The sequence below is a fragment of the Streptomyces sp. NBC_00637 genome (assembly GCF_045161545.1).
Lineage (GTDB): Bacteria > Actinomycetota > Actinomycetes > Streptomycetales > Streptomycetaceae > Streptomyces.
This window is the reverse complement of sequence record NZ_CP109046.1, coordinates 263,836-287,398: the sequence shown is the minus strand read 5'-3', so window position 1 is coordinate 287,398 and position 23,563 is coordinate 263,836. Positions and strand designations below refer to the sequence as shown.

The 23,563-nt window shown below is 70.6% G+C and carries 14 protein-coding genes; 6 read left to right on the top strand and 8 right to left on the bottom strand.

Going from position 1 to position 23,563, the window contains the following annotated elements; translation table 11 throughout:
- The first annotated feature begins 326 nt into the window (after nt 1-326).
- On the top strand, nt 327-1,904 hold the full coding sequence (locus tag OG440_RS01240; RefSeq protein WP_406004936.1) for a subtype B tannase: 1,578 nt from the start codon (nt 327-329) through the stop codon (nt 1,902-1,904).
- A 123-nt stretch (nt 1,905-2,027) separates the two neighbouring features.
- Nucleotides 2,028-3,434 (top strand): alpha/beta hydrolase-fold protein, encoded by a 1,407-nt coding sequence (locus OG440_RS01235; protein WP_406004935.1) that lies wholly within the window; start codon nt 2,028-2,030, stop codon nt 3,432-3,434.
- A 276-nt stretch (nt 3,435-3,710) separates the two neighbouring features.
- Here the strand turns inward: OG440_RS01235 and OG440_RS01230 are convergent, their stop codons facing one another.
- On the bottom strand, nt 3,711-4,160 hold the full coding sequence (locus tag OG440_RS01230; RefSeq protein WP_406004934.1) for a spore-associated protein: 450 nt from the start codon (nt 4,158-4,160) through the stop codon (nt 3,711-3,713).
- A 372-nt stretch (nt 4,161-4,532) separates the two neighbouring features.
- Between OG440_RS01230 and OG440_RS01225 the strand changes: the two genes are divergently transcribed.
- Nucleotides 4,533-4,949 carry a hypothetical protein gene (locus tag OG440_RS01225; RefSeq protein WP_406004933.1) on the top strand — a complete coding sequence of 139 codons (417 nt, stop codon included), beginning with the start codon at nt 4,533-4,535 and terminating at the stop codon, nt 4,947-4,949.
- Nucleotides 4,950-5,424: 475 nt separating this feature from the next.
- Here OG440_RS01225 and OG440_RS01220 read toward each other — a convergent pair whose 3' ends face one another.
- Nucleotides 5,425-5,982 (bottom strand): hypothetical protein, encoded by a 558-nt coding sequence (locus OG440_RS01220; RefSeq protein WP_406004932.1) that lies wholly within the window; start codon nt 5,980-5,982, stop codon nt 5,425-5,427.
- 497 nt (nt 5,983-6,479) lie between these two features.
- Nucleotides 6,480-6,650 carry a hydrophobic protein gene (locus OG440_RS01215; RefSeq protein WP_355710525.1) on the bottom strand — a complete coding sequence of 57 codons (171 nt, stop codon included), beginning with the start codon at nt 6,648-6,650 and terminating at the stop codon, nt 6,480-6,482.
- Nucleotides 6,651-7,048: 398 nt separating this feature from the next.
- Between OG440_RS01215 and OG440_RS01210 the strand changes: the two genes are divergently transcribed.
- Together OG440_RS01210 and OG440_RS01205 are read left to right on the top strand one after the other, a co-directional pair.
- Complete coding sequence (locus OG440_RS01210; RefSeq protein WP_406004931.1) at nt 7,049-7,420, top strand: hypothetical protein; 372 nt, start codon at nt 7,049-7,051, stop codon at nt 7,418-7,420.
- A gap of 606 nt (nt 7,421-8,026) precedes the next feature.
- Nucleotides 8,027-8,386, top strand: coding sequence for a hypothetical protein (locus OG440_RS01205; protein ID WP_406004930.1), 360 nt, complete (start codon nt 8,027-8,029; stop codon nt 8,384-8,386).
- Nucleotides 8,387-8,583: 197 nt separating this feature from the next.
- On the opposite strand, the gene OG440_RS01200 is transcribed toward OG440_RS01205, so the two are convergent.
- From OG440_RS01200 to OG440_RS01180, 5 genes are all read right to left on the bottom strand, one after another.
- Entirely contained in the window at nt 8,584-8,991 is a 408-nt protein-coding gene (locus OG440_RS01200; RefSeq protein WP_406004929.1) for a contact-dependent growth inhibition system immunity protein, read from the bottom strand.
- Between the two features lie 154 nt (nt 8,992-9,145).
- Nucleotides 9,146-9,613, bottom strand: coding sequence for a hypothetical protein (locus OG440_RS01195; protein ID WP_406004928.1), 468 nt, complete (start codon nt 9,611-9,613; stop codon nt 9,146-9,148).
- A gap of 93 nt (nt 9,614-9,706) precedes the next feature.
- On the bottom strand, nt 9,707-16,162 hold the full coding sequence (locus OG440_RS01190; RefSeq protein ID WP_406004927.1) for an RHS repeat domain-containing protein: 6,456 nt from the start codon (nt 16,160-16,162) through the stop codon (nt 9,707-9,709).
- A gap of 147 nt (nt 16,163-16,309) precedes the next feature.
- Nucleotides 16,310-20,674 (bottom strand): LamG-like jellyroll fold domain-containing protein, encoded by a 4,365-nt coding sequence (locus tag OG440_RS01185; RefSeq protein WP_406004926.1) that lies wholly within the window; start codon nt 20,672-20,674, stop codon nt 16,310-16,312.
- A 511-nt stretch (nt 20,675-21,185) separates the two neighbouring features.
- Nucleotides 21,186-21,659 carry a hypothetical protein gene (locus OG440_RS01180; protein WP_406004925.1) on the bottom strand — a complete coding sequence of 158 codons (474 nt, stop codon included), beginning with the start codon at nt 21,657-21,659 and terminating at the stop codon, nt 21,186-21,188.
- 211 nt (nt 21,660-21,870) lie between these two features.
- Between OG440_RS01180 and OG440_RS01175 the strand changes: the two genes are divergently transcribed.
- A complete protein-coding gene (locus tag OG440_RS01175; RefSeq protein ID WP_406004924.1) occupies nt 21,871-23,493 on the top strand; it encodes a M48 family metallopeptidase in 1,623 nt (540 codons plus the stop codon).
- Nucleotides 23,494-23,563 lie beyond the last annotated feature (70 nt).

The following is a 23,563-nucleotide window of genomic DNA, read 5'->3' as shown; positions in this document are numbered from 1 at the left end:
GGCAGGTGAACGGCCGGTCCGGCACGATCACGGTGTACGGAAGGCACCACCGCGTTCGCGCGGTGTCGTGAGGCTCGTCGCCGTCAGGCGGCGGGCCTCCTCCGTTTCGAGCGGGAGCCGGAGCGCGGTGGTTGTCCGAGGAAAGCTGACGAAATTGTTGACACTTTGCCGACGTCGTCTTACGTTCGCTGAGCCCGCGCCCGGCTCGAGCGTGCGCCGGACGGGCCGGGCGCGGACGCGGACACGGTCCCGCTCCGAGCGCTCCAGCCGGACCGACGTACGACGGAACAACAGCCGCTGCGTGTCGCGGCATCGAAGGGACAGCAATGAATCGCAGAGCCGTGGACCGCAGGACCGTGCTGAGGGGCGCCGCCGCCACGGCGGCTGCCGTGTCGGCGAGCGGTATCGCCGCCACCGGCGCCCAAGCGACCCAAGCGGCATCGGCGGTCCGGCCGGTCGGCGGGGGCCTGCCCCGGTCCCTCGTCTTCGACAAGGCCGACTACACGGTGCGCACGGCCACCCTGCCGTCCGCCGACGGCGGGACCAAGGAGGTCACCTACCACTTCTACGGCCCCGTCACCTACGTCACCGACCCGGTGGACGCGACGCACCAGAGCCTGGTCGTCAGCGTGCCCGTCGCGATCGACGGCGAGAAGGTGGACGCCGGACACACGCCGATCGTCTTCGCGAACTGGGTCGGCGGCTACTTCCCCGTCAGCGTCGCCAAGTCCACGGGCATCGGCGAGGGCATCATGGAGATGCCCGGCGGAAGGGTGCTGGAGAACAACGGGAACGACAGTAATCTGCCCAAGCTCGCCCTGGCGGCCGGTTACGTGGTGGTGGAGCCCGGAGCCCGCGGCCGCACCCTCGTCGACGCGGGCGGCGTCTACTACGGCACGGCACCCGCCGTCATCGTCGACCTCAAGGCCGCGGTCCGCTACCTGCGCGCCAACAAGGGGCGAGTGCCGGGCGACACCGAACGGATCGTGTCCACCGGCACCAGCGCGGGCGGTGCCATGTCCGCCCTCCTCGGCGCCTCCGGCGACAGCCACCTGTACGACGGCCACCTCCGGGAGCTGGGAGCCGCGGACGCCTCCGACGCCGTGTTCGCCACGGCCGCCTGGTGCCCGATCGCCGACCTCGAACACGCGGACATGTCCTACGAGTGGTGCTGGGGGAGCGCGAAGCTGAGCGGCACCGGGGCGCTCGTCGACCAGACGCTGTCCAAGGAGCTGAGCGCGGCGTTCGCCGACTACCAGGCCTCCCTGCGCATCGACGGCATCGGCCGCTACGGCCGTCTCACCGCCCGCAACTACGACGACTACCTGCTGACGACCTACCTCCGGCCGGCCGCCACCGCCTACCTCGACGGCCTCTCCGCCGAAGCCCGTTCGGCATACCTGGCAGCCAACCCCGCTATCGGCTGGGACGGCGGGCGGGCGTCCTTCACCTGGGACGCCTACCTCGCCCACATGGGCGGCCGCAACAAGAACGTCCCCTCCTTCGACGGCTTCGGCCTCACCACGGGCGAGAACAATCTGTTCGGCAAGGGGACCGTCGGCGCACGGCACTTCACCCGGTACGGCCTGGACCACGACACCACGGGCCTGACCACGAAGCGCCTCGACAAGGACATCCCCGAGACGCTCGCCCTGATGAACCCCATGCACTTCATCCGGCAGCGCCATGCCGGGCGCTCCCGGCACTGGTGGATCCGCCTGGGCACCAGCGACCCCCACACCTCGCTCACCGTCGCCGGCAACCTCGCCGCCTCCCTCGCCGGGCTCGGCGACGACGTGAACTCGGCGATGTACTGGGACGCCGGCCACGCCACCAACCGGGACCCCGCCGCGTTCCTGAACTGGGCCGCCCAGGTCACCGGCCACCGCCCCCCAGGCGCGTAGTACTTCCGGCTCCGCGTCGTACCTCGCGACGCGGAGCCGCCGTCGTCGTCACGGCGGTGGGCCCGTCGGGCATCCCAAAAGGCACTGCACGCACACCAGTCAGGGGAGCCGTCAAACATGTCCATGACCAGACGAGAAGTCGCCCGCGCTGTGGCCGCCACCCTCGGCACCGCCTCGCTCACCGCTACGGCACTCGGGGCGACACCCGCGTCCGCCACCGGGAACCGCGACGGCAGCGCGGACAGGAAGCCCGGCGCGAAGTACGGACCCCAGGTGCGGCACACCGGTGAGGGCCCCACGGGCTACGAGGTGACCTTCCGCTACCACGCTCCGACCGCCCGGCGCGTCCAGCTCAAGGGCGAGTGGTATTTCGAACGGCCGAGCGCCCTGGCCGAGCGGCTCACCGGCCCTGACCACCTCGCCGAGACGCAGGGCCTGCTTCCGCGCCAGTGGCAGGCGGGCGACGTTCCGGCGTCCCACCCCAACTCCACGAGCCCCCTCTGGCCGGTCGTCGACATGGCAAAGGGCCGTGACGGTGTGTGGACCTACACCACCCCGCTGCCGGGCGGGGTCTACACGTACGGCTTCTTCGTCGACGCGCAGGCCGACGACACCACGACGTCCGGACAGCTCCCCGACCCGGGCAACCCGGCCTGGAACGTGACGGACGGCGTCCTGCGGGGCAGGGCCGTCGACCGCAGCCAGATCTACGTCCCGGCCGACCCCGACTTCCCCGCCGCCGACCTCTCCTGGCAGGGGCCCGCGAAGGGAGCGCGCGGGAAACTGACTTACGCCACCTACAACTCACCCGGACACGTCACCCCCGTCGACGAGAACCACCTGGTCGTCTACACCCCGCCCGGCTACGACCCGAAGCGCGTCAAGCCGTACCCGACCCTCTACCTCAGCCATGGCGGCGGGGAGAACGAGATGGGCTGGAGCACCCAGGGCGACCTGGCCCGCATCATGGACAACCTGATCAACCAGGGCGAGATCCAGCCGACGGTCGTCGTCATGCCCAACGCGACCGGCTACGCGAGTTCGGCACGGGACCAAGAGCACCGCACCGACCTCGTCGAGCGGGTCTTCCCGTGGGTCGAGGAGCACTACCACGTCTCGACGTCGGCCTCCGACCGGGCGTACACCGGGCTGTCCGCGGGCGGTATGCGCACCGCCTACCTGCTGCTCGACAACACCGAACAGTTCGGCTACTACGGCATCATGAGCGCGGGCCTGCCCCCGGACACCGTCCTCACCGACGCGCGGACGGCCGCCATGCGCAAGGTGTCGGTGTTCGTCGGCTGCGGCTGGCAGGACCCCATCAACCCCGGGTTCGCGCTGAACGGCTCGTCCCTGCACCGGGGCCCCTTCCGCGCCGTACGGGATCTCACCGCCGCCGGATTCCACGTCCAGAGCGACTTCGTCGACGGCGGCCACAACTGGCACGTGTGGCGCATCCTGCTCAAGGACTTCCTGACCCGAGTGGCCTTCCTGCCCCCGACGACCGCCTCCGCCGCCTGGGGCGCCTGACCGCCGCGGCCGGGTCCCCGGCCCGCCCGACGGTCGTGCCCCGCCCGGGCCCGCCCGGTCCGCCAGCCGAAGACGCGAGGGTCGCGCACCGTGGCGTCGGCGACGCCGTCCGCGAAGATCACCTGGCCTGTCACGTGGCGGTCGGCGGGGCCGGTGAGCCAGGCGAGGAGATCGGCGATGTTCAGGTGCCGCCCGGCCCGCCGTACCGGTACGGCCTCCCGCGTGTCGGGCGTTGCCCGGCTGCCGTGGGACGGGAGCCGGACAACGCCTGGTGCGTCAGCGGGTGTAGGTGGACCGCTGTTCCTTGAGGGAGGCGCAGTTGGAGCCGATCACCTGCACGTACGTGTTGGCGATGCCGCCGCCCCAGTCGACGCAGTGGCCCTTGCCGATCACGTAGGCGGGTCCTGCGTAGGAGGTGTAGGGCCCGTAGTCGTCGTCACCTTCGTTGGTGTCGGGGACGTAGATCCAGGCGGACATGTCCACGGCGGTGCCGGGGTTTTTGCGGATCGTGACGACACAGTTGTTGCCGTTCGCGGCGTTGTACGCCAGGTAGACGGTGCCCAGCGAGCCGACGGCAGCGGAGTTCACGGTCTTGTAGCCGCTTCCGCAGACCTTCTGTGGAGTGGTGTTGGGTGCGGCGGAGGCGGGCGACGCGAGGGCGGTCGCGGCCCCCAACGACAGTGCCGCCAGCGTGGCGGCGCCCATCATGGAGTGAATGAAACGCATATTTCCCCCTTGTGGCTTTAGGAGTTGGTCGCTCCCGCCTTATGTGACCCACGGGGCATTCAGACGGTTGTGCTGCGGTTACCGGTGTTTTCAGCCATAACTGGCAGTGCGATTGGCCGAGTTGGGACGCAACCTGAAAGGCCGAAGCGACGCGTGCCGACGCGGAGTGAGCGGAGTGCGCGGACGGGCTCACGGCCGGCCCGACAGCGCGATCCGCCGTCAGCCTGACGAGAGGTGTAGCGGGCTACACCATGAGGACGGGTGACCGCTCCCTCGTGACGCACGCCGCCGGACGGGATCGTGGATACCGGATCGAAGAGATCCGGAAACCCCCGCCCCGCCGCCCCGCGTCTGCCCTGGAAGGCCGCTCCCGTGAAGCACGTGAAGCCCGTCCCCGCCCCCTTCGCCACCGTCAGGAAGTTCGTCGCCGACGTCCTCCTGTGGAGCGCCTTCGCCGCCGGTCTCGCCACGAGCGCGGGCGGCGCGGAGGCCGTCCTCGACGGCACCCAGAAGACCATCGCCACCATCGCCGGAGGGGTCGTCGCGCTCGTCGCCGGCGCGCGGATCACGAAGAAGCCGAAGATCAAAGCGTTTCTGGGACGTCCGGGCACGCTCTGGTTCCTGTTCCTCTTCAACGGCGCCACCGCCGTCGCCATGTACGTCGCCATGGACGGCGTGAAGGGCATCATCGGCGCCGCCTGCATGGGCCTGGTCTCCCTGGGCGCGGCGGGCGGTCTCGTCGCAAGCCGCCGTCATCGGGCAGAGCTGACCAAGCCCGCGCAGCCGTAGCCGGCCGCGCGGACACCCTGGGCCCGGAAAGGGCCCGACACAAGAGCCCGGCCGTACGACGGCCGGGCTCCTCGCCTGGTTCGTTCGGCCGGGCGGGCCACCTCGAGCCCGGTCACACGGGCGCGTGCGGAAGGGCGTCCATGCGGACCACCGCGGCCGCGGCTATGGCCGGGCGATCACCGTCGCCGGGGCGGCCGCACTGCGGGAGATGGGCTCGTCGAGCGTGCTCGTGTGCACGCCGAGTCGGGTTCGCGGCGAGGCGGGAGATCGCCGACCGGATCCGGAAGGTTTGACGTCGGGGTCGCCGGACCTCCTCACCATGCGGCAGCACCATGTACGGCGGCGGCCGTGCGCGGCAGGGTGTCGTGCGGCCGCCGTGCGACGCGAAAGGACCCGTTCACTTCACGGTGAACGGGCCCTTCACGCGCCGCACTTGCTCATGCGCGGGACGAGTGGTCACGCAGCACGCGCGTGGTCACAGGGCGGCCTTCTTCGCGCCGGAGAACGCGGCGAACGCGCCGATGGCGAGGAAGAGGAAGGTCATCGGGTCGGCCGTCTCGCTCCAGCCCTCGGTCAGCACGTCGAAGTGCTCGGTGAACAGCGTGGTCGCGGAGACGCCGACCTCGTCGGCGCCGATGATCGCGATGCCGATGAGCTGGCCGAGGTAGACCGCGCCCAGTGACAGCAGGGCGCTGACCACGGGGAGTACCGGGTTGCTGCCGCCGATCTTGCCCGCCGCGAAGCCGATGAGGAAGCCGACGCCGACGGCCGCGTAGCCGATCTCGTACTCGGTCGCGCCGACGATCCCGCCGTAGACACCAGCGGTGACCAGGGCCACGACCACGGCGACGACCAGACCCAGGGCGAGGTTGTTGCGGGCCGGCGCGGCAGCGGGCGCGAACGGGGCCGGGGGAGTCGGCGCGGCACCGGGCTGCTGGGCGTAGGGGTTGCCGTCGGTGGGCTGCGGGGCAGTGGCGGCGGGCTGCGGGGCGAACGGGTTGCCCTCGGACGGCGGTGGAGCTGACTGGGTCATGACAGGATCCCCCCATGGGACAGATGTGACGAGTGGTGTGAGTGTGCGCACGAGTGTGCGACAAGACGCCGAAGACTAGCAGGCGCGGTGACCCTGTTCACCAGGGATTACGCGGGGGGATCCTGGGCGGCGAGCCCGGACCGTGCACCTGTGGCGCGTCTGCGGTCGCCACGGTCTGAGGTGCGGCACGGCGGGAGGATGTCACGTGCCGGCGCTTCGGGGGAGTGGCGGCAGGAACGGCGCTGATGGCCGCCCGGTAAAAAGGGGAGGATCGGCCCCTCCGGCGAGGCCGGCCGTACGAGGTGTCGGGGTGCGGCTGGGGTCCGGTGATTGGAGGTGCAGGTTCCGCTGCTTCACCGGGCCCCAGCTATGAGGCCTGGTGCCCGGGAAGATGCAAGTTACACCGTTTGCCCGCGGGAATGTCCTGATGTGGGACATGCCTGTGGGCCCCGGCTGGTGAGTGCCCGGGGCCCACAGATCGGCTGCTGCGTGCTGGTCTACCAGCGGTACCAGCGGCCCTTGCGGCCGCCGGTGTCAGCGCTGCGCATGATGAAGCCGAGCAGCCAGACGACCAGCACGATGACAGCGATCCACCACAGTGCCTTGAGCGCGAAACCCGCGCCGAAGAGGATCAGGGCCAGCAGAAGAACGAGAAGCAGGGGAACCATAGTTATCAACCTCCGTCGCTTCTTGTGCCCGGCGAATCGAAGAACACGCAGCCGATTTACCTGGTTTCTTCACCGTTCTTGCGGGAACTGGAACCAGTTCCTCCACCATCCTTCGCCTCACTGCTTTTCCGCACCGTCGGCACCGGCGGCCGTACCGGGTATCGGGAAATCCAGACCAGGTCCGCACCGACAGCATGAGGCGGGGGCGCTGTGCGGGATCGGCCCGGTGGCATCACATGTGACGGCGGGCGTGAGACCTGCGGGGTTGTGCCGGATGGCGTAGTGGTGTGACGAGATGCGTTTGGGGGCGTTCGGGTGGTTCGTCGCCTGTCGTGCAACTGCCGGGCGGGCAGGGCGCCTCCTGGACACCAAGCGAACGCCGAATGCTGGAGGTTGTCATGCAGGAGTGGCAGTACTCGCCGACCGCCGTGACGGTGCCTGAGTTGATCCTGGACCCCTACCGCTGTGGTTTCGACGTGCAGACGACTTTGAACGAGGCGGACTCCGCAGAGCAGTGGGGCGACGAGGACTGGCGTGTACCGCCCCAGGGGCGGGCGGCCGAGGAGGAGGCCCTGTGGCCTGTTCCCGACCCGGGCCGGCGACTGCCTTCGGCGATGGCCCCGGCCGACCTGCGCCGCCTGGAATTGCACGCGGCACTCATTCGCGCAGGAGTCGCGCCCGCGCCGGGAGACCTGCACGCCGTGGAGGCGTTGAGCGCCCTCGACGACACCGTCAACGAGGCCGTCCGGCGCTGGATCGCCGCCGTCTGAGCCTGGGGAACGCCTTGCCGCGGTGCAGGCGTGCGAGATGTCGCCACCGGCCCGTCCTCGGATGACGGACCCCTGGTGGTGGGGGCGGTCTCGCCGGGACGCCTCCACCCTCCACGCCTGCACCCTGCCCGGCCGGGCGCTACCACCCGCGTCCGCGACACCCCTCCCCGTCCTGGACGGGCCTGGCAGGCCTCGCCGCCGAAACGACCGTGGGCGCGCAGCCGCTCCGGGCCGTGGCCCGCCTCGACGGCCGTGAGCCGGAAGCCCCTTCAGAGGCGGGCCGAGTAACTCGAAAGGTTCCTGAGGCGCCCGTCCTTCGATCGCTTGGATATGATCATGCGCATGTCGAACGAGTATCCGGCCCCGCAGAATTCCTACGGTCAGCCCGCTGGGCAACAGGGTGGTGGCCCCGGGGCCCAAGGCGGTCAGTTCGGACCGCCGACCGGCACTCCTCCCCAGGCCTATTCCGCGCAGCCCCCTCACGCAGCCCCGGGGGTTTACGGCGGCCCGGCCTCTCACGGCATGGCGGGCGGATTCGGGGCTCCTGGCCCGTATGGCGCCCCGTACGGCTACGCTCCCATGCCGCCGTCGACCATGCCGGGCAGTGTGCGAGCCGCACAGGTGGTCATCTGGGCCATGGCTGGGGTGACCATGCTGATCATCCTGGTGTTGGGCTTCGGTGCCGGCGCCGAGAGCGCGGGACGGCTCACCGCCACGAACCTGATGGGTTGGGTGCTGTTCTTCATGGCGTTCGCCTACCAGAAGTCGGGCAGCGGTGCCCGGACCACGTCGGTCGTGCTGGCGAGCCTGCAGATCGCGTTCTCGCTCGGCGGACTCGCCAACGGAACCGGAGGAGGAGGTCTGTCGCTCATCGGCGCGGTCGCCATCGTCGTCCTGCTGAACCAGGACAGTGCGAAAATTTGGTTCAACCGGCCACGCGGAAACGCCCTGCCCCACGGTCACTGACCGCCGGCTCACCGCCGCTTCCCGACAGGCTGGTCGATGCGGATCGCTTCGATTCTCGGCCGGGACCTGGAGATCGTCCGCAAAGCTCATGACTGGCGAGAACTCCAGATTCGGCCCCGGCACCGGGCGGTTGAGTGCATGTTCGCCTGGAGCACCGCGTCCCGGCAGCTTGCCCGACGACAGGATCCTGCGACGCGTCAGGAATTCTGAACGCTGCCGACGAACCGCTCGACGTGGCTTCGCAGGTCTCGCGAGAGGCCGGAGAGGCCACCGACGATGAACGTCAATTGGCTTGCGGTATCCGGATAATGGCTCCAGGCCGCCGAGGCCCGGGTCAGGACTGCACGCAGCAGGTCGCCCTCGCCCATGTGGCCTTCGGCCAGCGGGTTGTCACGCAGCACCTCCACCGCGAGCGGAAGAAGCACCGACAGCCCGATGTCCTGCCCGATCAGCTGGCGCAGGTCCTCGACGGTCAGAGTTCCGACCGGCCGCTTCCGCAGGGCATGCGCTGTCGCGATAAGACGGGTGGTGTCGGGCGGGGGCGCCTGCCAGCGAACACCTTCAAGCTCCTCGAGGGACCGACTACGGTCGATGGATACAGTCACCGGCCGATTCTCTCGCAATGGCGAGACCGGCGGGAGGACGGGTTCGACTGCTGGGCTGACGCCCGCTCACCGTCCCTAACGTCCCAGCCGCCCCCTGCCGGTCCGACGTGATCCCCCGGCGGGATTCACCCCTCCGGCATCCACCGCGGCGGAACTACTTCGCCGGGGGCTCCCCCGCCGGGTGCTCCCAGGAGGGGTCCACGGGGACGTTCCAGGCGCGCAGCATGGACAGGGTCGCCGCCCGGGTCCTCGGCCAGGCGAAGCGGAAGGCGCGGTCGAGCACCTCCCTGCTCTCCAGGAAGGACTCCAGGAAGGTGAAGTAGGCGGTGTCCGTCAGCCGGCCCGTGGGGTCCTCCTCGAGCGCCTCGATGAATTCGAAACACCGCTCGAGGAAATCCTCCGCTTCCGCGTCGATCTCCGGGGATTCCATCAGGGGCTGAAACAGGGGATAAGCGAGAACTTCGGACAGGAGCGTTCCCGGACTGGTGTTGAGCTGCTCCCAGTGCGTCACCTCGGAAACGCTGAGGTCGTGACGGGCGGCCGCCTGCTCGACATACGGTTTCACTTCCGGGAGCAGTCGCAGAAGCTGCGTGACCAGGTCGTCGGAGGATATTCCTTGCACGCCCACACTCCTTCATATTGCGCTGGACGATGATACGCCACCGGCCGGGAGGTCCTCCCGGCCGGTGGCTTTCTGTGGCAGGCGTCCGACGCGTCAGGCCATCGGCGTCACCACATAGCAGTCATTGAAGAACACGCATCCCGCGCCCTGGCCGTCGGGCACGACGTTCAGCGGGTCCGTGAGAGATTCGCTGAGCCGTTTCGCCGCCTCCCCGACGCCGTAGTTGTAGACGTCCACCGGGAACTGCGCGACGCTGGCGGCGCCGCCCACCACCCCGAAGGCCTTGGCGAATCCCCGGCCCTTGACCCTCTCGCCCGTGGGCACGGCCCGCTGCGGGGCCTTCGGGTGCAGGTTTTCGGGAATGGCGAACTTCTGCCCCGTGACCTCGCTCATCGACTCCGCCGAGAGGACGGACTTGACGAGCTTGGACACCGTCTTGTCGTACCCGGACGCCTTCACCCGCTTCGTCACCGCCCCGGCGACGTCGTCGGCGTTGAGGGCCGTCCAGAGTTCCTTCGACTCGTTGAGCGCGACCTTGCGGTCGGAGTCGGAGAGGATTCCCTTTCCGGTGTCCTCCTTGGCCTTTCGGTCGTCCTCCAGCAGGTCGCGAAGGCCGCCGAGTTTGTCGACCGTCTTCTCGATGTGCCACTTCGATCCGTCGCCGCCGAAGCCTTTGCCCTCGTTCATTTCCTCGATCAGGGCCGTGGCCGTCTTTCCGTCGCCCACCACATCCTTGTCCGCCACCTGCGGCCGGATGTAGAGCTCCTTGATGATTTTCTCCAGGCGCTCGTTCTGCACCGCCGGCATATGGGCGCGCTTCTTGTTCATCCCGGGGTTGGGGTTCTTCTTGGGCTTCGAGGGCTTGCTCGGGATGATCCGCCCGCCCTGGCACTTGCCGGGGTTGTCCTGGCACCACGCCATCATGTCCGGGTCGTAGTTGCCCGTCGGGTCGCTGCGCTTCAGCGGGTTGTTGTGCCCGTAGGCGTAGCCGTTGAGCTGCTGCGGGTCCGTCGGGTCGATCACCGCGTCGGCGCTGAGGAAGCGGCCCGTCGCCGGGTCGTACTCCCGGGCCCCGAGATGGGTGAACCCGGTCGCGTCCTGCGTGCCGCCGACGAAGCCCTTGGTGCCCGGCCAGCTTCCGGCCGGCGGCACCGTGCCGCGGACCTCGCCGAACGGCATGGTGCGGCGTTGCACCAGGGCCTGGGTGGCGGCGTCGACGGCGAGTTCACCGGTGCCGTGGGGGTCGGCGACGACGAAGGAGACCTTGCCGTCGTCCTGACGCACGGCGCTCGCGCCGCCGAGGTCGTAGTACCGCCGCGCGGTCGTCTTCCCGGTGGCCTTCGTCCAGGTGATCTCGGTGGCGCCCAGGTACAGCGTGGAGACACCGCCGGGACCGCGGCTGATCAGGCGCTTGCCGTCGGCGTCGTACAGGTACTGGGTGGTCGCGGAGCCTTCGGTGACCGAGGCGAGATTGCCCTCGGAGTCCCAGGCGAACGCCTGCTTGGCGCCGCCGCTCGGCGTGCGGGACTCCGTGCCGCCGCCGGGCTCGTAGGTGAACGTGTCCTTGCCGGTGACGGCTCCCGTCGAGGAGACCGACGTCAGGGTGTTCGGCTGCCCCTTGCCGTTCTCGTTGTAGCGGTAGGTGCGGTTGACGTCTCCCGCTGTCGTCCCCGTGGGGTCGTGCCGGGTGTCGGTGTCGCGGTTGCCGGCCGCCGTGTAGGTGTACGACTGCCAGTAGGGCGCGGGTCCGCCGAGGGAGGTGGCGGCGGGGGCCGACGCGCAGTCCCCGGCCGGGGTCCACGCCTCGGTCAGCCGCTGGAGATAGTCGTAGCGGAAGCACTGCCGGTCGGTGCCCTGACGGGAGGCGTCGGTGACCGAATCGACGTTGCCCGACTCGTCGTAGGCGTAGGTGACCGCCCGGTCGACGCCGGCCACGCCCTCGCGTTCGGCGCGGCTGGTGGACAGCAGCTGGGTGCCCGGCTCGTACGTGTTGTTGATCCAGACCCGCTTGCCCGCGTCGCCCAGCTCCAGCTCCTCCAGCTTCCCGGTGAGGCTGTAGCGCGCGTTGCCGACGTACGTGCTGAGGCCCTCGGCCTTCACCACGCGCTGGAGGCCGTCGTAGGTCGGTGCGACCACCTCGGCGGGCAGATTTCCCGCCGCCGGGTAGCTGGCGGACTTGACGGTCCCGTCGAGGTTGTAGGTGGTGTTGGTCTGGTAGCTGACGCCCGCGGTGCCGCCCAGTCCGGGTTCCGTGGACGGGATCGACACGGTCGTGCGCAGCGGACGGTACAGGTTGTCGTAGGCGTTGATCGTCTGCGTGTACCGGGCGCCGCCCGCGCCTCCGACGTAGCGGGTGGAGCTGCCCAGGTAGCCCTTGCGCACGGTGTCGAAGGTCCATGAGGCCAGCAGTGGGCCCGTGGTGGAGTTCTCCCGGGTCTCGGTGTGCCGGCCGAGCCGGTCGTAGACGAAGGCGAGCGTCTTCTGACGGGCGACGTCGGTGGCGGTGGTGACCCGGTCCGCGTCGTCGTAGGTCGTCCTGGTGGCGCCCGAGTCGGGGTCGGTGGAGGTGAGCTGACGTCCCAGCAGGTCGTAGGTGTAGGTGCGGACCGTCTTGTCGGGGGCGGTGACCTTCGTCAGGTGCCCGTCGGCGTCGTGCTCGTACAGGGTGCTGTCGTAGGCGCCGGTCGGCGCCCCTCCGTGGAACTCGCGCAGCTCGGTGGTGCGGCCCGCCGCGTCGAGCACCGTCGCGGTGGGTGTGGAGCCCTCCGGCGGGTCGACGGTGACGAGGTCGGCGCTGTAGGTGGTCGTGGTGCGGGACAGCTCCACGCCCACGCCGTTGCCGCGCAGCGTCCTGCTGACGGTCTGGCGGCCCAGGCCGTCGTACTCGCTGACCGTCTGGGTGTCCACGGAACCCTGCTCGGTCACGCCGAAGAGCTTGGGCTCCGGCGCCTTGGCGGTGTAGTACGGCGCGTACTTCCGCACGACCAGACCGCGGCTGTCGTAGAACGTGTCGTCGATCAGACGGCCGCCGTCGGGGCCGGCGGACTGCGACTGCCGTGGCCGAAGCCAGCCGTCGTAGAGGATGTAGGACGACTGCTGGCCGCCGTCGTTCGTCAGCTTCCGGGCGACGACCGCGGCGATGTCGCCCTCCGCGATCCGGTAGCCGTACTCCAGGCTCGGCGTGGGGCTGGAGGCCTTGGGCCGGTTGGCGAGCCAGGCCTTGGTGAGCCGGCCCAGCGCGTCGAACTCGGCGTCGCTGCGCCTGCCGTTGGCGTCGATCGAGGCCGTGGGCAGCGAGCGGACCCCGTCGAACTCGGTCACGACGGACTGCGCGCTGGAGGGCGTGCCCGCGACGAGTTCGGTGCCGGTCACGGTGAGCGTGGCGGGCTTGGTGGTGGTCGCCGCGGCGAAGACGGTCGTGCTGGTCGCCCCCGAGGAGTCGGCGGTGGACTTCACCCGCCCGTAGCCGTCATAAGCGCTGCTCTTCCAGCGGTAGTCGGGGGTCGTCCCCGTGTAGCCGACCAGTTCCTCCTGCTTGGTGAGCAGGCCGCGGGTCGGCGCCGCGCCGAAGGCGAGGGAGTCGTAGGTGTTGCGCTTGCGGGAGAGCAGATGGGCGGGGTAGGTGACGGCCGTGCCGCACGGCACGTCGAGGACCTCGACCTGCTTGGGCAGGGCACGCAGCCAGGTGGTGGCGTTGTCGGCGTACTGGGTGGTGGTGCACTGCTCGTCGCCGGACGCGGCCTCGCCGAGGTCGCTGTTCTCGATGACGCGTCCCAGGTCGTCGTACTTCGACGTGGTGGACGTCTCCTGCCAGCCGCCGTCGTGCGTGCGGTCCCAGGTGCGGGTCGCGGCCGTGCCGGTCAGGTTCGCGGTGACCGTGCCCCAGTCCCGCACCCGCTTGGCCGTCTCCTTGCGCCAGGGCGTGGTGACGGTCCTGCTCTCCACCGTGCCGCCCGGGCCGGTGTAGTCGATGGTCTTGAACTCGGTTCCCTGGAAGGCCTCGTGGTCGGTGAGGCTGCCGCCCTCGCCGTCGGCGACGGTCACCGCCTTGGTGCCGCCGGCGGCGTTCTTGCGGTCGCCGTCCATGCCCCGCAGGAACCGGTGCTCGCTCAGCGAGCGCATGCCGCTCCAGCCGCCCGACTGCACCTGGACCCGGCCGTAGCCGTTCCACTGCGACCAGGTCTTGTACTTCTCCTTGGTCAGGCCGTCGTCGTCGGCGTAGTGCCAGGCGGCGCCGTCCAGGTAGGCGTACTTGGTGACCATGTCGTCGGAGCCGCCGGTGCGGTCGGTGGCGACGACCTGGGTGACGACGTACTTGTTGAACCACTCCTGGACGGGGTCCGGGGCGCCGGCCGGTTGCCAGTACTGCGGGAAGCAGCGGGTGGTGTTGGTCTCGGGCGCGGGCAGTGCGGCGAAGTCGCACTCGGGCTCCGAGTAGGCGACGTCGATCGAGCCGCCCGACTCGTCGGAGACGTTGGCCAGGCGGTACTTGATGAAGGGCGCGATGCCGTCACCGAGCCGGTCGAGCCGGTTGGGACCCTGCTTGTAGCCGAAGGTCACCTTGGGCAGCGTGATCGACGGGGTGGCGGACAGGCCGGTGTGCTGGATCGACTCCAGGAGCAGGGAGCGGTCGATGTCCGCGTCGCCCCACTTCTGCGTGAACGCCCAGGCGTCGGCGTCGCCGTAGCCGCCCGAGGGTTGAAGGACCTGCGTGGTGACCTTGGTCAGCCGCTTGCGGGACCAGAAGGACGGCGAGAAGCGGCCCTTGTCGCAGTCGGTGGCCGCCTTGCAGTTGAGGTAGTAGGGCGTGTCCTCCCACCGGTCGGGGTTCTTCTCGATCTCCGTGGCGGCGCAGGCGGCGGCCGTCGCCTCGATGCACCGCTCGGTGTTGGTGAAGACGACCTTGCCGACCGCCTTGGCGGTGTACATCGTGTCGCTGCGCTGGCCGTACTCGATGCGGTCGACGACGCCGCCGCGCTCGTAGGAGGTGTCGTCGGCGGCCACGCGGTTGCGCCCGTAGGAGTTGGTCTCCGGGTCGTACCAGTAGGACATGGCGTTGCCCTGGAGGTCGATCACGTAGTCGAGGTTCCAGCGCCAAGCCTGCCGGCACCAGGACGCGGCGAAGGTGGCCTGGTGGCAGGGCTCGTCGGCGTTGTTGCCGAACACGGGCACGGTCCAGGTGGACTTCGTCTCGGGCTTGCCCGTGCTCCAGCCGGGGAGGCGGTTGTAGCCGAAGAAGTACTGGAGGCCGTCGGTGGTCGTCACCTTCCAGTACTCGCCGTCGTTGTCGCCGTTCGCGCGCCCGGCGGCGTCGCTGAGCTTCTCGACGCGGGTCCCGTCGTCGTTGCGGATCCGCCAGACGTCCTTGCCGGCCGGGATCAGTTCACCCGCGCGGCCGTTGAAGCTGATGGTGGCGTTGTCGTAGCCCCAGCACTGGTCGCCGGGGGCGTCGTCCCTGCTCCAGGAGCCGTCCTCGCCGCACGGCTTGTAGCGCCGTTCGATGAAGCCGGTGTTCATGTCGAAGCCCGAACCGACCCAGCTGGACTGGTTGTTGCTGGAGGTGGTCTGGCCGTCGACGGCGCCGGAGGAGTAGCCGACGGACAGCTTGGGCAGCAGCCCGCCGGGCACGGTCGGCGCGGTCAGCGGGTAGGACCAGGAGAAGTCGCCCGTCTGGAGACTGGTCTGCCACGCGGCGGACGACGACAGCGGGGTCGCGGTGTAGTCGCCCGCGCCCGCGGAGCCGCCGTCCGGGTCGGCCACGGCCGCGAGGAGGACGGCGGAGGCGGCGGGACGCAGCGCGACGGAGTCGGCGGAGACCGTGCGTTTCTCGCTGTCGTTGCGGCCGGCCACCGGCGTCGTCGTACGGCAGCGGGGCAGCTGGGGCGTGGTCAGCGCGCAGGAGGGCAGGGTGACCAGGCGCAGCCTCGCGCCGTAGTCACCGCCGTAGACCTCGCCGAACGCGGAGTAGTCGACGCTGACGCCGACGCTGCGGGAGCCGGTGGACGGCTTCGCGGGGCCGGCGGCGGCGACGGAGACCAGGACGCCGTCGAGGCCGAGGCCGCGGGCGATGTCCTTGGGCAGCAGCCGCACCTGGGCCTTGGCGGCGCCGCTCGCCGCCGGGGCGGCCGACAGCCGGACGGGCAGGCCGGGTACGGGCAGTTGTGCGACGGCGGGGCGTGCGCCCTTCGTGCCCGCCGTCTTCCGGCCCGCGTACGGGGCCCTGGCGGACGGGGCGGACGGAGTGGTGGGGGCGGTCGGGGTGGTCGTGGGCAGCTCGACCTGTGCGGAGCCGGCCGCCGGCCAGGTGGCGCGGGGCGCGCGGCGCGGGCCCGACCTCAGCCCGTCGCCCTTGCGCGGCTCGGTCTTGAGCGCCACACCGGGCACGGGATGGTCGGCCTCGACGGGCGGGGTGTGGCGGACACCGCCCGACGTCGGCGCGGCCAGCGCCGGCTCGGCCTGGAGCAGCGAGCCGGCCATGAGCGCGGCCACCGCCAGGGTGGTGTACCGGAGGAAGCGGCCCGCGCGAGGCGGCCGTATGGGTCTGGACAACCCGAATGGTCCTTACGTTGGTGGGGTGGGGCCGGTCCGGTCGCGTACGGAGCCCGTGGGCCCGCCGGATGCGGGCCCACGGGCCGGGAGAAGACGCGTCGCCGCGACCGTCCGGAAGGGTGCGGGCTACGGGTTACGGACTGCGGGTCACGGGCCTGGGACCGTGTCCAGGGACTCCCCGTTGCCGAGCTTGGCGATCTGGGCCTCGCTCGCCACGCCGGAGAAGATCCACACGTCGTCGATCACGCCCGGCCAGTACTCGCCGGTGGTCCCGTTCTCCTTGTTGCGTCCGAACTGCAGCTGCTTCGTCGCCTGGAAGGGCTGGACGTTGGCCCGCCACGACATGGCGTCCTCGACCTGCTCCAGATGACCGTTGACGTACAGCCGCGCCTCGTCGGCGAAGGCGTCGTACACGACGGCCAGGTGGTCCCACTCGAATTCGGACTGGAAGCCCGAGTGCCGTACCACCGGCCGGGCAGCGCCGGCCGTGTCCGTGCCGGGCAGCTCCAGTTCGTAGCCGCCGCGGTTCTCCGGGTCCGCGGGGTCCGGCGCGTAGCGCACGGTGAAGGCGCTGTTGACGGCTCCCTCCGCCGACAGGACGGTGACCTTCTTCTGCGGACGCGCCGCGGTGGTCACCCAGGCGGTGGCCGTGAAGCTCTCCTTGGTGTTCACCGGGACCGTCGGGACGGCCGCGTAGTCGTCCAGTCCGTCGAGGACGAGACCGCCCGCGCCGACCCATCCGGCGCCGGGCTGCACGGCCGCCTGGGAGGCCAGGACCGCGGACCGCTTGCCGGCGGTGTCGTCCGGACTGGAGGCCGGCGTGCCCGCCGTCGTGGCGTCGAACTTCCAGCGGCCCTTGACCTGCGGGTGCTGCTTGAACAGGTCACCGGCCTCGTCCTTGGAGACCACCCGGTCGTACAGGCGCACGTCGTCGATCTGACCCTTGAAGAACGAGTCGGGCCGTCCGCCGTACGATCCCGCGCCGACCTGCACCGGGCCGGTGGCGTCCCACGGAGCGGGCGTGAACGGCACCGTGGAGACGAGGCCGCCGTCCACGAAGAGCCGCAACTCCTTCAGCGTGGAGTCGTAGACGCCGAGGAGGTGGTGCCAGCTGTCGCCGGGGTAGACCTGGTCGGCGGAGGGCTTGCCGAGGTTGGCCATCGCCCGGGTCGGCTGGACCCCGGCCGCGTCGGAGTTGTACCGGTTGAAGACCCAGCGGCGGTAGGAGCCCGAGTAGTACAGCTCGAAGCCGCTCTGCTGCGCGCCCGCCTGGGTCGCGATGATCTGAGCCGTGTCCGACTCCGTCCGGGGCAGCTTCGCCCAGGCGGCCACCGAGAAGCTGCGCAGGGTGTCGACCTGCGGTCCGGCGGTGCTCGCGTAGCCGCCCGAGGCGGAGCTGAGGTCCAGGGCGCCGGCCACGTTCCCCGGGACGCCGAACGCGGCGCCGGTTCCCTTGAGGACCAGCGGGTTCACCTGGCTCGCGCCGTGCGCGAGCCCTGAGGAGGCCGGGTCGTCGAAGGTCCAAACAGCCTTGGCCGGACGGCCGGTGGTCACCGGCTCCTGGCGGGCCAGCCGGCCGACGTCCTCCGCGGCCAGCGGACGGTCGTAGACGGTGGTCTCGTCGATGGCGCCCTTCCACGGGTCCACGTAGGCCCCGTTGTACTTGGCCCGCCCGAACTGGAGGTCGGCGGCGGCGTGCCAGGGGGTGGACACGGCGGACGTGCCGGCCGCGACGCCGTCCACGTACAGGGTGTACTTTCCGGCCGTCGCGTCTCGCACGGCGGTGAGGTGGGTCCACTTGCCGATCTCCGGCGCGGCCGGTGACAGCACCTGCTGGACCGCGAAGCCGGCGCCCGCGGCGTCCTTCGTGGGCACGCGCAGCGCCCAGCGCTTGCTGCCTCCCTCGTACCCGAGGTAGAGGCCCGCGTGGTAGGTACCGTCGACGCTGACGGCCGTGGCGGTGCCGGCATCCGAGTCGAGGCGCAACCAGGTGGAGACGGTGTAGTCGCCGTCGGTGTCCAGCAGGTGCGGGCCGGCGGCCGCGTAACCGTCCGTGGCGGCCCCGCCGTTCAGGGCGAGGGCCGTGCCGCGCACACCCGGTTCGCCGAGGGCCGCGGTTCCGTCGAGCTGGGCGGTCCGGTCTCCGCCGTCGCCCGGATCCTGTGCCGAGCCGGCCGGGGCGTCGAGGGTCCAGGCGGCGCGTTCGGGCTGGCCGGTGGCCACCCGGAACTGATAGGAGCCGATCGTGCTGTCGTTGTTGTTGGCGTCCCAGGCCTGCACGTAGAGGGTGTTGAGTCCCGGCCTGGTCGGCATCACGTCGATGGAGACGGGTGCTCCGGGCGACGCGGGTTTGCGCTCGTTGGCCGAGGTCGGGTCCGCGTTCAGGCCGAACCAGTACTTGGTCACGTCCGCCGCGGTCGAGTCGATGGTGAAGCGGCCGTAGCGTCCGACGCCGTCCAGCCAGGGATCGAGCGGGTCGTCCGTGTGCGAGGCGGGGTACTGGGCGGAGTTCACGGTCGGCGCGGCCGGGTGCTTGGAGTCGTAGGTCAGGTAGCAGCCGGTCTGGGTGTCACCCGCGTAACTCCAGGGCCCCCACAGTTTGCCGTCCGAGGCGCGCACGCTCCACGCGGTCTTGGTGTTCTGCGGAATGGTCGACGGGAGCGTGATCGTGTACGCCTGTCCGGAGGCCTTGGGACCGATACGGCCAGAGTCCCAGTGCTGTTTCCAGCCGTCGCCCGCGTCCCACTCGACCTTGAACTCCGCGTACACCTGGTCCTTGTCGGGGTCTGACAGGACGGCTGTCGCCTTGGGAATGACGTTGACCGCCTTGGGGGCCAGCGTGCAGGTCCCTCCGGGAGACATGGTCAGCTGGGACTGCTTGGGCTGGTTCGGCGGGTTGTTGTACTCGACGCGCAGGAAGCCGTTGCCCGCGAAGCGCTTCCACTGGTTCTCGGCGCTCTCGTTGGGAGCCTTGAGACCGAAGGTGAGCGACGTCTGCTTGTTGGCGGCGGCCCAGACGACCGCGTCCTTCGCGTTGAACTCCAGGTCGCCGTCCGGGCAGGCGGAGGTCGCGCCCTTGGCCGCCGTCACGGTCGGCATCTGGTCGATCCAGTAGCCGGAGGCCTTCTGGTCGTTCCAGGACGTCGTCGAGGTGAGCGGCTTGGTGCGCCAGAACTCCACCGGCTGCTTGGTGCAGTTGTAGGCGAACGTCTCCCGCACGACGAACTCGGCGCTGGTGATGTTCTTGCCCGCGAAACTGGTGACGGGCAGCTTGTAGAAAAGCCGCTTGGCGTCGTTGGGCGCGCACTTGAGACCGGTGAAATTCGGCGGGCAGAAGCCCATGCCCGAGTCGGCGGCGCCGTCGAACTTGTAGAAGTCCGAGTCGGGGTAGGCGCGGGAGACCATCGCGTACGCGGACGCGCGCGGTGAGGACCAGGACGGGTCGATGAAGACCGGGTAGTGCGTGTCCTCGCCGGAGAGCAGCTCGGGGTCCGGGGTGAGGAGGAGGGCGTTCCCGGACACCGAGGCGTCCACGTCGGCCCGCGCCGAGGTTTCGCCGGGGCCCTCGTACAGCTCGGCGTCGACGGGCGCGGCGGCCGAAGCAGCCTTCCCGGCCACGGACTTGGCGGAGCCGCCTGGCGCGCCCGGCACGGCGGACCTGGCGGAGGGCGCGGACTTGCCGGAGGGCGCGGGCCCGGCGGACGGCGTCGTGCCTCCGGCCCCCTCGCCCGCTGCGGCTTCGCGGGAATCCCACATCACCGGCTGTGCGGCTTCGAAGGCCACACCGCCCGCCTGGGCGTCGACCGCCTGGAGCCCGCCGTCGGCGGTGGGGCGGACGGCGAGCCCCTTGCCCGTCATGGGCAGCCGCAGTTCGGCGAGTGCGGGGTTGGCGGCGGCCTCGGCGCTCTTGACGACGACGACCTGGGAGAAGCCGTCGGGCTCCGCGGTCATCCGGAGGTCCACGCCCGGCAGGACCTCCGGATAGGTCACGGACGATCCGGAGAGCACCGGAGCGGGCAGGGTCCCGGGCCACGACAAGGACAGCTCGCGGCCCGCCTTGACCATCCTGACCAGCGGGTCCTTGCTGCCGCCCGCCGAGAACACCACGTCGTTGGCGGCGGCCACGGGCGCGATGCCCACGCCGTCCAGCCGCCGCAGGCCGGTGTCGATGTCGACCCACCGGCCGGCCCGCCGGGTGCGCACCGGATCCAGGTGCGTGATCTCGGTAAGAGTGCCACCGGGATTGGCGAACAGCTCACGGCTCGCGCCGCGTTCGGAGACGACCTCGACCCGCTTGCCGGCTTTCCGGGCCTGCTCCCGCGCCCGGTCGACGGCGGGGGAAAGGCTGTCCGGTGCGGGATCGTCGGCGATCCGGGCCCCCGTCCCCGCCGTGTCCGAGGACTGCGCGACTGCGGTGGGCAGAGACGCCCCTGGTAGCTGGCCGGTGAGCAACGCCCCGACCAGCAGGGAGACAGCGCCGACGGCAGCTCTCCCCCGAGTTCTTTCAGCCACGCCAGACCTCTCATACAATCTTCATAATGTGAAGGCGACTATCCGGTTGGCCGGTTCACGCTGTCAATCGGCATTTCCCGGCGCCAACTCCCCTTTCCCCGCCGGGAATCCCGTCGGGCAAGGAGCGAAGACCGGACACGACACCCGAACCTCCCACCCCACACCGGCCGCACGAATCGAGCCGGAACCGACGAGCAGTCAGCGACCCCCGGGAGAACCGGCCCACGGCAGCCGACGGGCGAACAGGGAGCCCCGGACGGCAGTGCCGTCCTCACGCTGGGGCAGGTCTACCGCGCCCGGGACGCCGCGCTGGGCCTTCGCGGGGAAGTCGCCGCGCGGCTGGCGGAGGACGCAAGGCGATACCTGAGTAGCTCCCACATCGCGGCACGGTACTCACGTTGCGTGTTTCCGCCGTATCAGCCCCGTGCCCGAGCGAGCGGGCGAGGCTGGGCCGGTGATCAGCCACGACATGGCAGCCCCGGTGCGGGCTTTGATGGCGCCGGGGAAGGGCTCAAGGCCGACCCAGCAATCCCTCCAGGGTCGCGCGGGTCCCGGCTATCCGCTTCTTCCAGGCCGCGCCGCGCAGGATGGCGAAGCTCCATGCGACCTCGGGCTCGGTGCCACTCACGCAGTATCCGTAGACCGAGGAGGCGATGTCCTCGGTGAGGAGGTGGTCGTAGTGGAACGACCCCTCGAAGCCGGCCCAGGCTATGGCTCGGCCGTCCGCGCACAGGCGGCGCAGGACCTCGTGCGTGTAGACGTGCAGGTCGAGCGAGGTGTCGTGGAAGGTGAGGTCGTAGGACACGAGGCCGAAAGGCGCGATCGTCCGCGGCTGCTCACTCGGTATGAACGGGTGCACCTCGTCGGGCTCGAGTCCGGCGAGGCGGAACGCAGTCGGCCGGAGCGGTTCGTTGCCCGCGCCGATCACGAAGACGGTCACCGTGGCGGGACCCATGAGACAGAGCGCTTCCTGCACCCCGGTCACGGGCGTCCTTTCCTGCTGGTGGCGGCCTGGCTCCCCCATCCTTGCACGGGAGAACGGCATGCCCGCGCCCGTTCCTCGCCTCCACGAGAGCCACGGTGAACGGCGGCGTCGGCAAGCTGCGCCGACGCCTGTAGGACAAGTCCTACAGGGGGGTAAGATCCCCGAACCTTCTGCCCGTTCGGGCCGGCCGAGCCCTGTGGGGGATCTCCCGATGACGTTCCGTCTGCTCGCTGTGCGCGCGCTCGTACTGCTGGCCGGCTTCTATCTGATGGGCGTGGTGCTGCTGTCGGCCATGGCGGTGTTCGACTGGCTGCTGGTGACACGGCTCTTCACTGCCCAGGCGGCCTGGCTCGAAGGCATGGTCCTTACCGTCACCGTCCTCCTGGCCGTGACGATTCTGCGGGGCATGTTCGCCTTTCTACGAGCCGGGCGGCTGGGTCCGGTGCCACACGCGGTGGTGGTCACGCCGCAGGACCAGCCCGAGCTGTGGGATCAGGTGCGCGCCGCCGCCGAGGTCACGGGGGAGCGGCTGCCGGACGAGCTCTGCCTCGTCGCCGAGGTCAACGCCGGGGTCGCCGAACAGCACCGCCTGCTGGGGCTGCTGTCCGGACGACGCCGTATGTTCCTGGGCCTGCCGCTGCTCGCCGGACTGACCGTCCCGCAGCTACGCGCCGTCCTCGCCCACGAGTTCGGGCACTACAGCAACCTCGACACCCGTCTCGGCGGCGTCACGATGCGCGGCCGGGAAGCCGTACTGCACACGGTGGAGGTCTTTCGCGAGGGCAGCACTCGGATGCACTACGTGATCGGCAGCCTGTACGTCGGCTATGCCCGCATATTCCTGCGGACCTCGCAGTCCGTTGCGCGCCACCAGGAGCTCGCCGCCGACCAGATGGCCGCCCGGCACGCGGGCCGCGACGCGACGGCTGCCGCGCTCCGCGTCCTCCCGGTGCTCGACGCCGCGCACGCCCACTACCTGAAGACGTACGCCACGATGGGCGTGCCGCTGGGAGCGCTGCCGCCTGCGGGTGAGGTGCACGGCGGTTTCCAGCGGCTGCTCGCCGCCCGGACGGGGGAGAGGCTCGCCGAGCTCTCCGCCGGGCAGCGTCCGCCGCGGCCGCACCCGTACGACTCGCACCCGCCGACTTCCGAACGGATCGCCCTGATCGAGAAGCTGCCCGCCGACGGCCGTGCCGACGGGTCGGCCTATGCGACGGCGGATGCGCCGGCCGCGCTCACTTTGCTGCACGCCCCGGACCGGGTGTTCGCAGAGCTGGAGGCGCGCACGCTGTCGCAGGAGGCGGCGCACCTGCGGCGCATGAGGTGGGACGACCTCGTCATGGCCCGCGCGGTCGCCGATGCCGAGGGCTGGTCCCGGCCGCTGCGGCTCGCCGTGGCCAGAGCGCTTCGCTCATCCGCGCAAGGCGCGGACGGTACGGCGACCGTGGGCCGGGAGGCCACGGCCGAGGGGGTCGCGAACGACCAGTTGCCCGGCTTGGAGGAGATACTCGACGCGTTCGACCGCGGCCTGCTGTGGATGGCGGTCGCCGACCGCATGCCCAAGCCGCATCAGGCGGCGCGACTGATCGGGCCGTCCGCTCGCCACTTCATCCGGCCCAAGATCTTCGACGGGCTCGCGGGCATGGTCCATCTGCGCCTCGCCGAGGCCGGACACGCCGCCCCGGACATCGCGTGGTCGGGGCAGCCGGGACTGGCCCTGCCGGAGGCATGGGAGAAGGGTATGGACGACGCCCTCGACGCTGCCGTCGCCGACACGCCCGACACCGCGCCCCTGCGCGCCCTGCTCGCCGACTCCTGCCGGGTGTCCGCCTAATCGCGGGTCGACATGCGATCCCGACGATCCCGCCACCGCCCACGGGATCGGACTCAGGTTCTGCGCACCC

Coding starts and splice junctions, on each gene's coding strand:
- OG440_RS01240 (WP_406004936.1), top strand. CDS start 327: ATGAATCGCAGAGCCGTGGACCGCAGGACCGTGCTGAGGGGCGCCGCC.
- OG440_RS01235 (WP_406004935.1), top strand. CDS start 2,028: ATGACCAGACGAGAAGTCGCCCGCGCTGTGGCCGCCACCCTCGGCACC.
- OG440_RS01230 (WP_406004934.1), bottom strand. CDS start 4,160: ATGCGTTTCATTCACTCCATGATGGGCGCCGCCACGCTGGCGGCACTG.
- OG440_RS01220 (WP_406004932.1), bottom strand. CDS start 5,982: ATGACCCAGTCAGCTCCACCGCCGTCCGAGGGCAACCCGTTCGCCCCG.
- OG440_RS01215 (WP_355710525.1), bottom strand. CDS start 6,650: ATGGTTCCCCTGCTTCTCGTTCTTCTGCTGGCCCTGATCCTCTTCGGC.
- OG440_RS01210 (WP_406004931.1), top strand. CDS start 7,049: ATGCAGGAGTGGCAGTACTCGCCGACCGCCGTGACGGTGCCTGAGTTG.
- OG440_RS01175 (WP_406004924.1), top strand. CDS start 21,871: ATGACGTTCCGTCTGCTCGCTGTGCGCGCGCTCGTACTGCTGGCCGGC.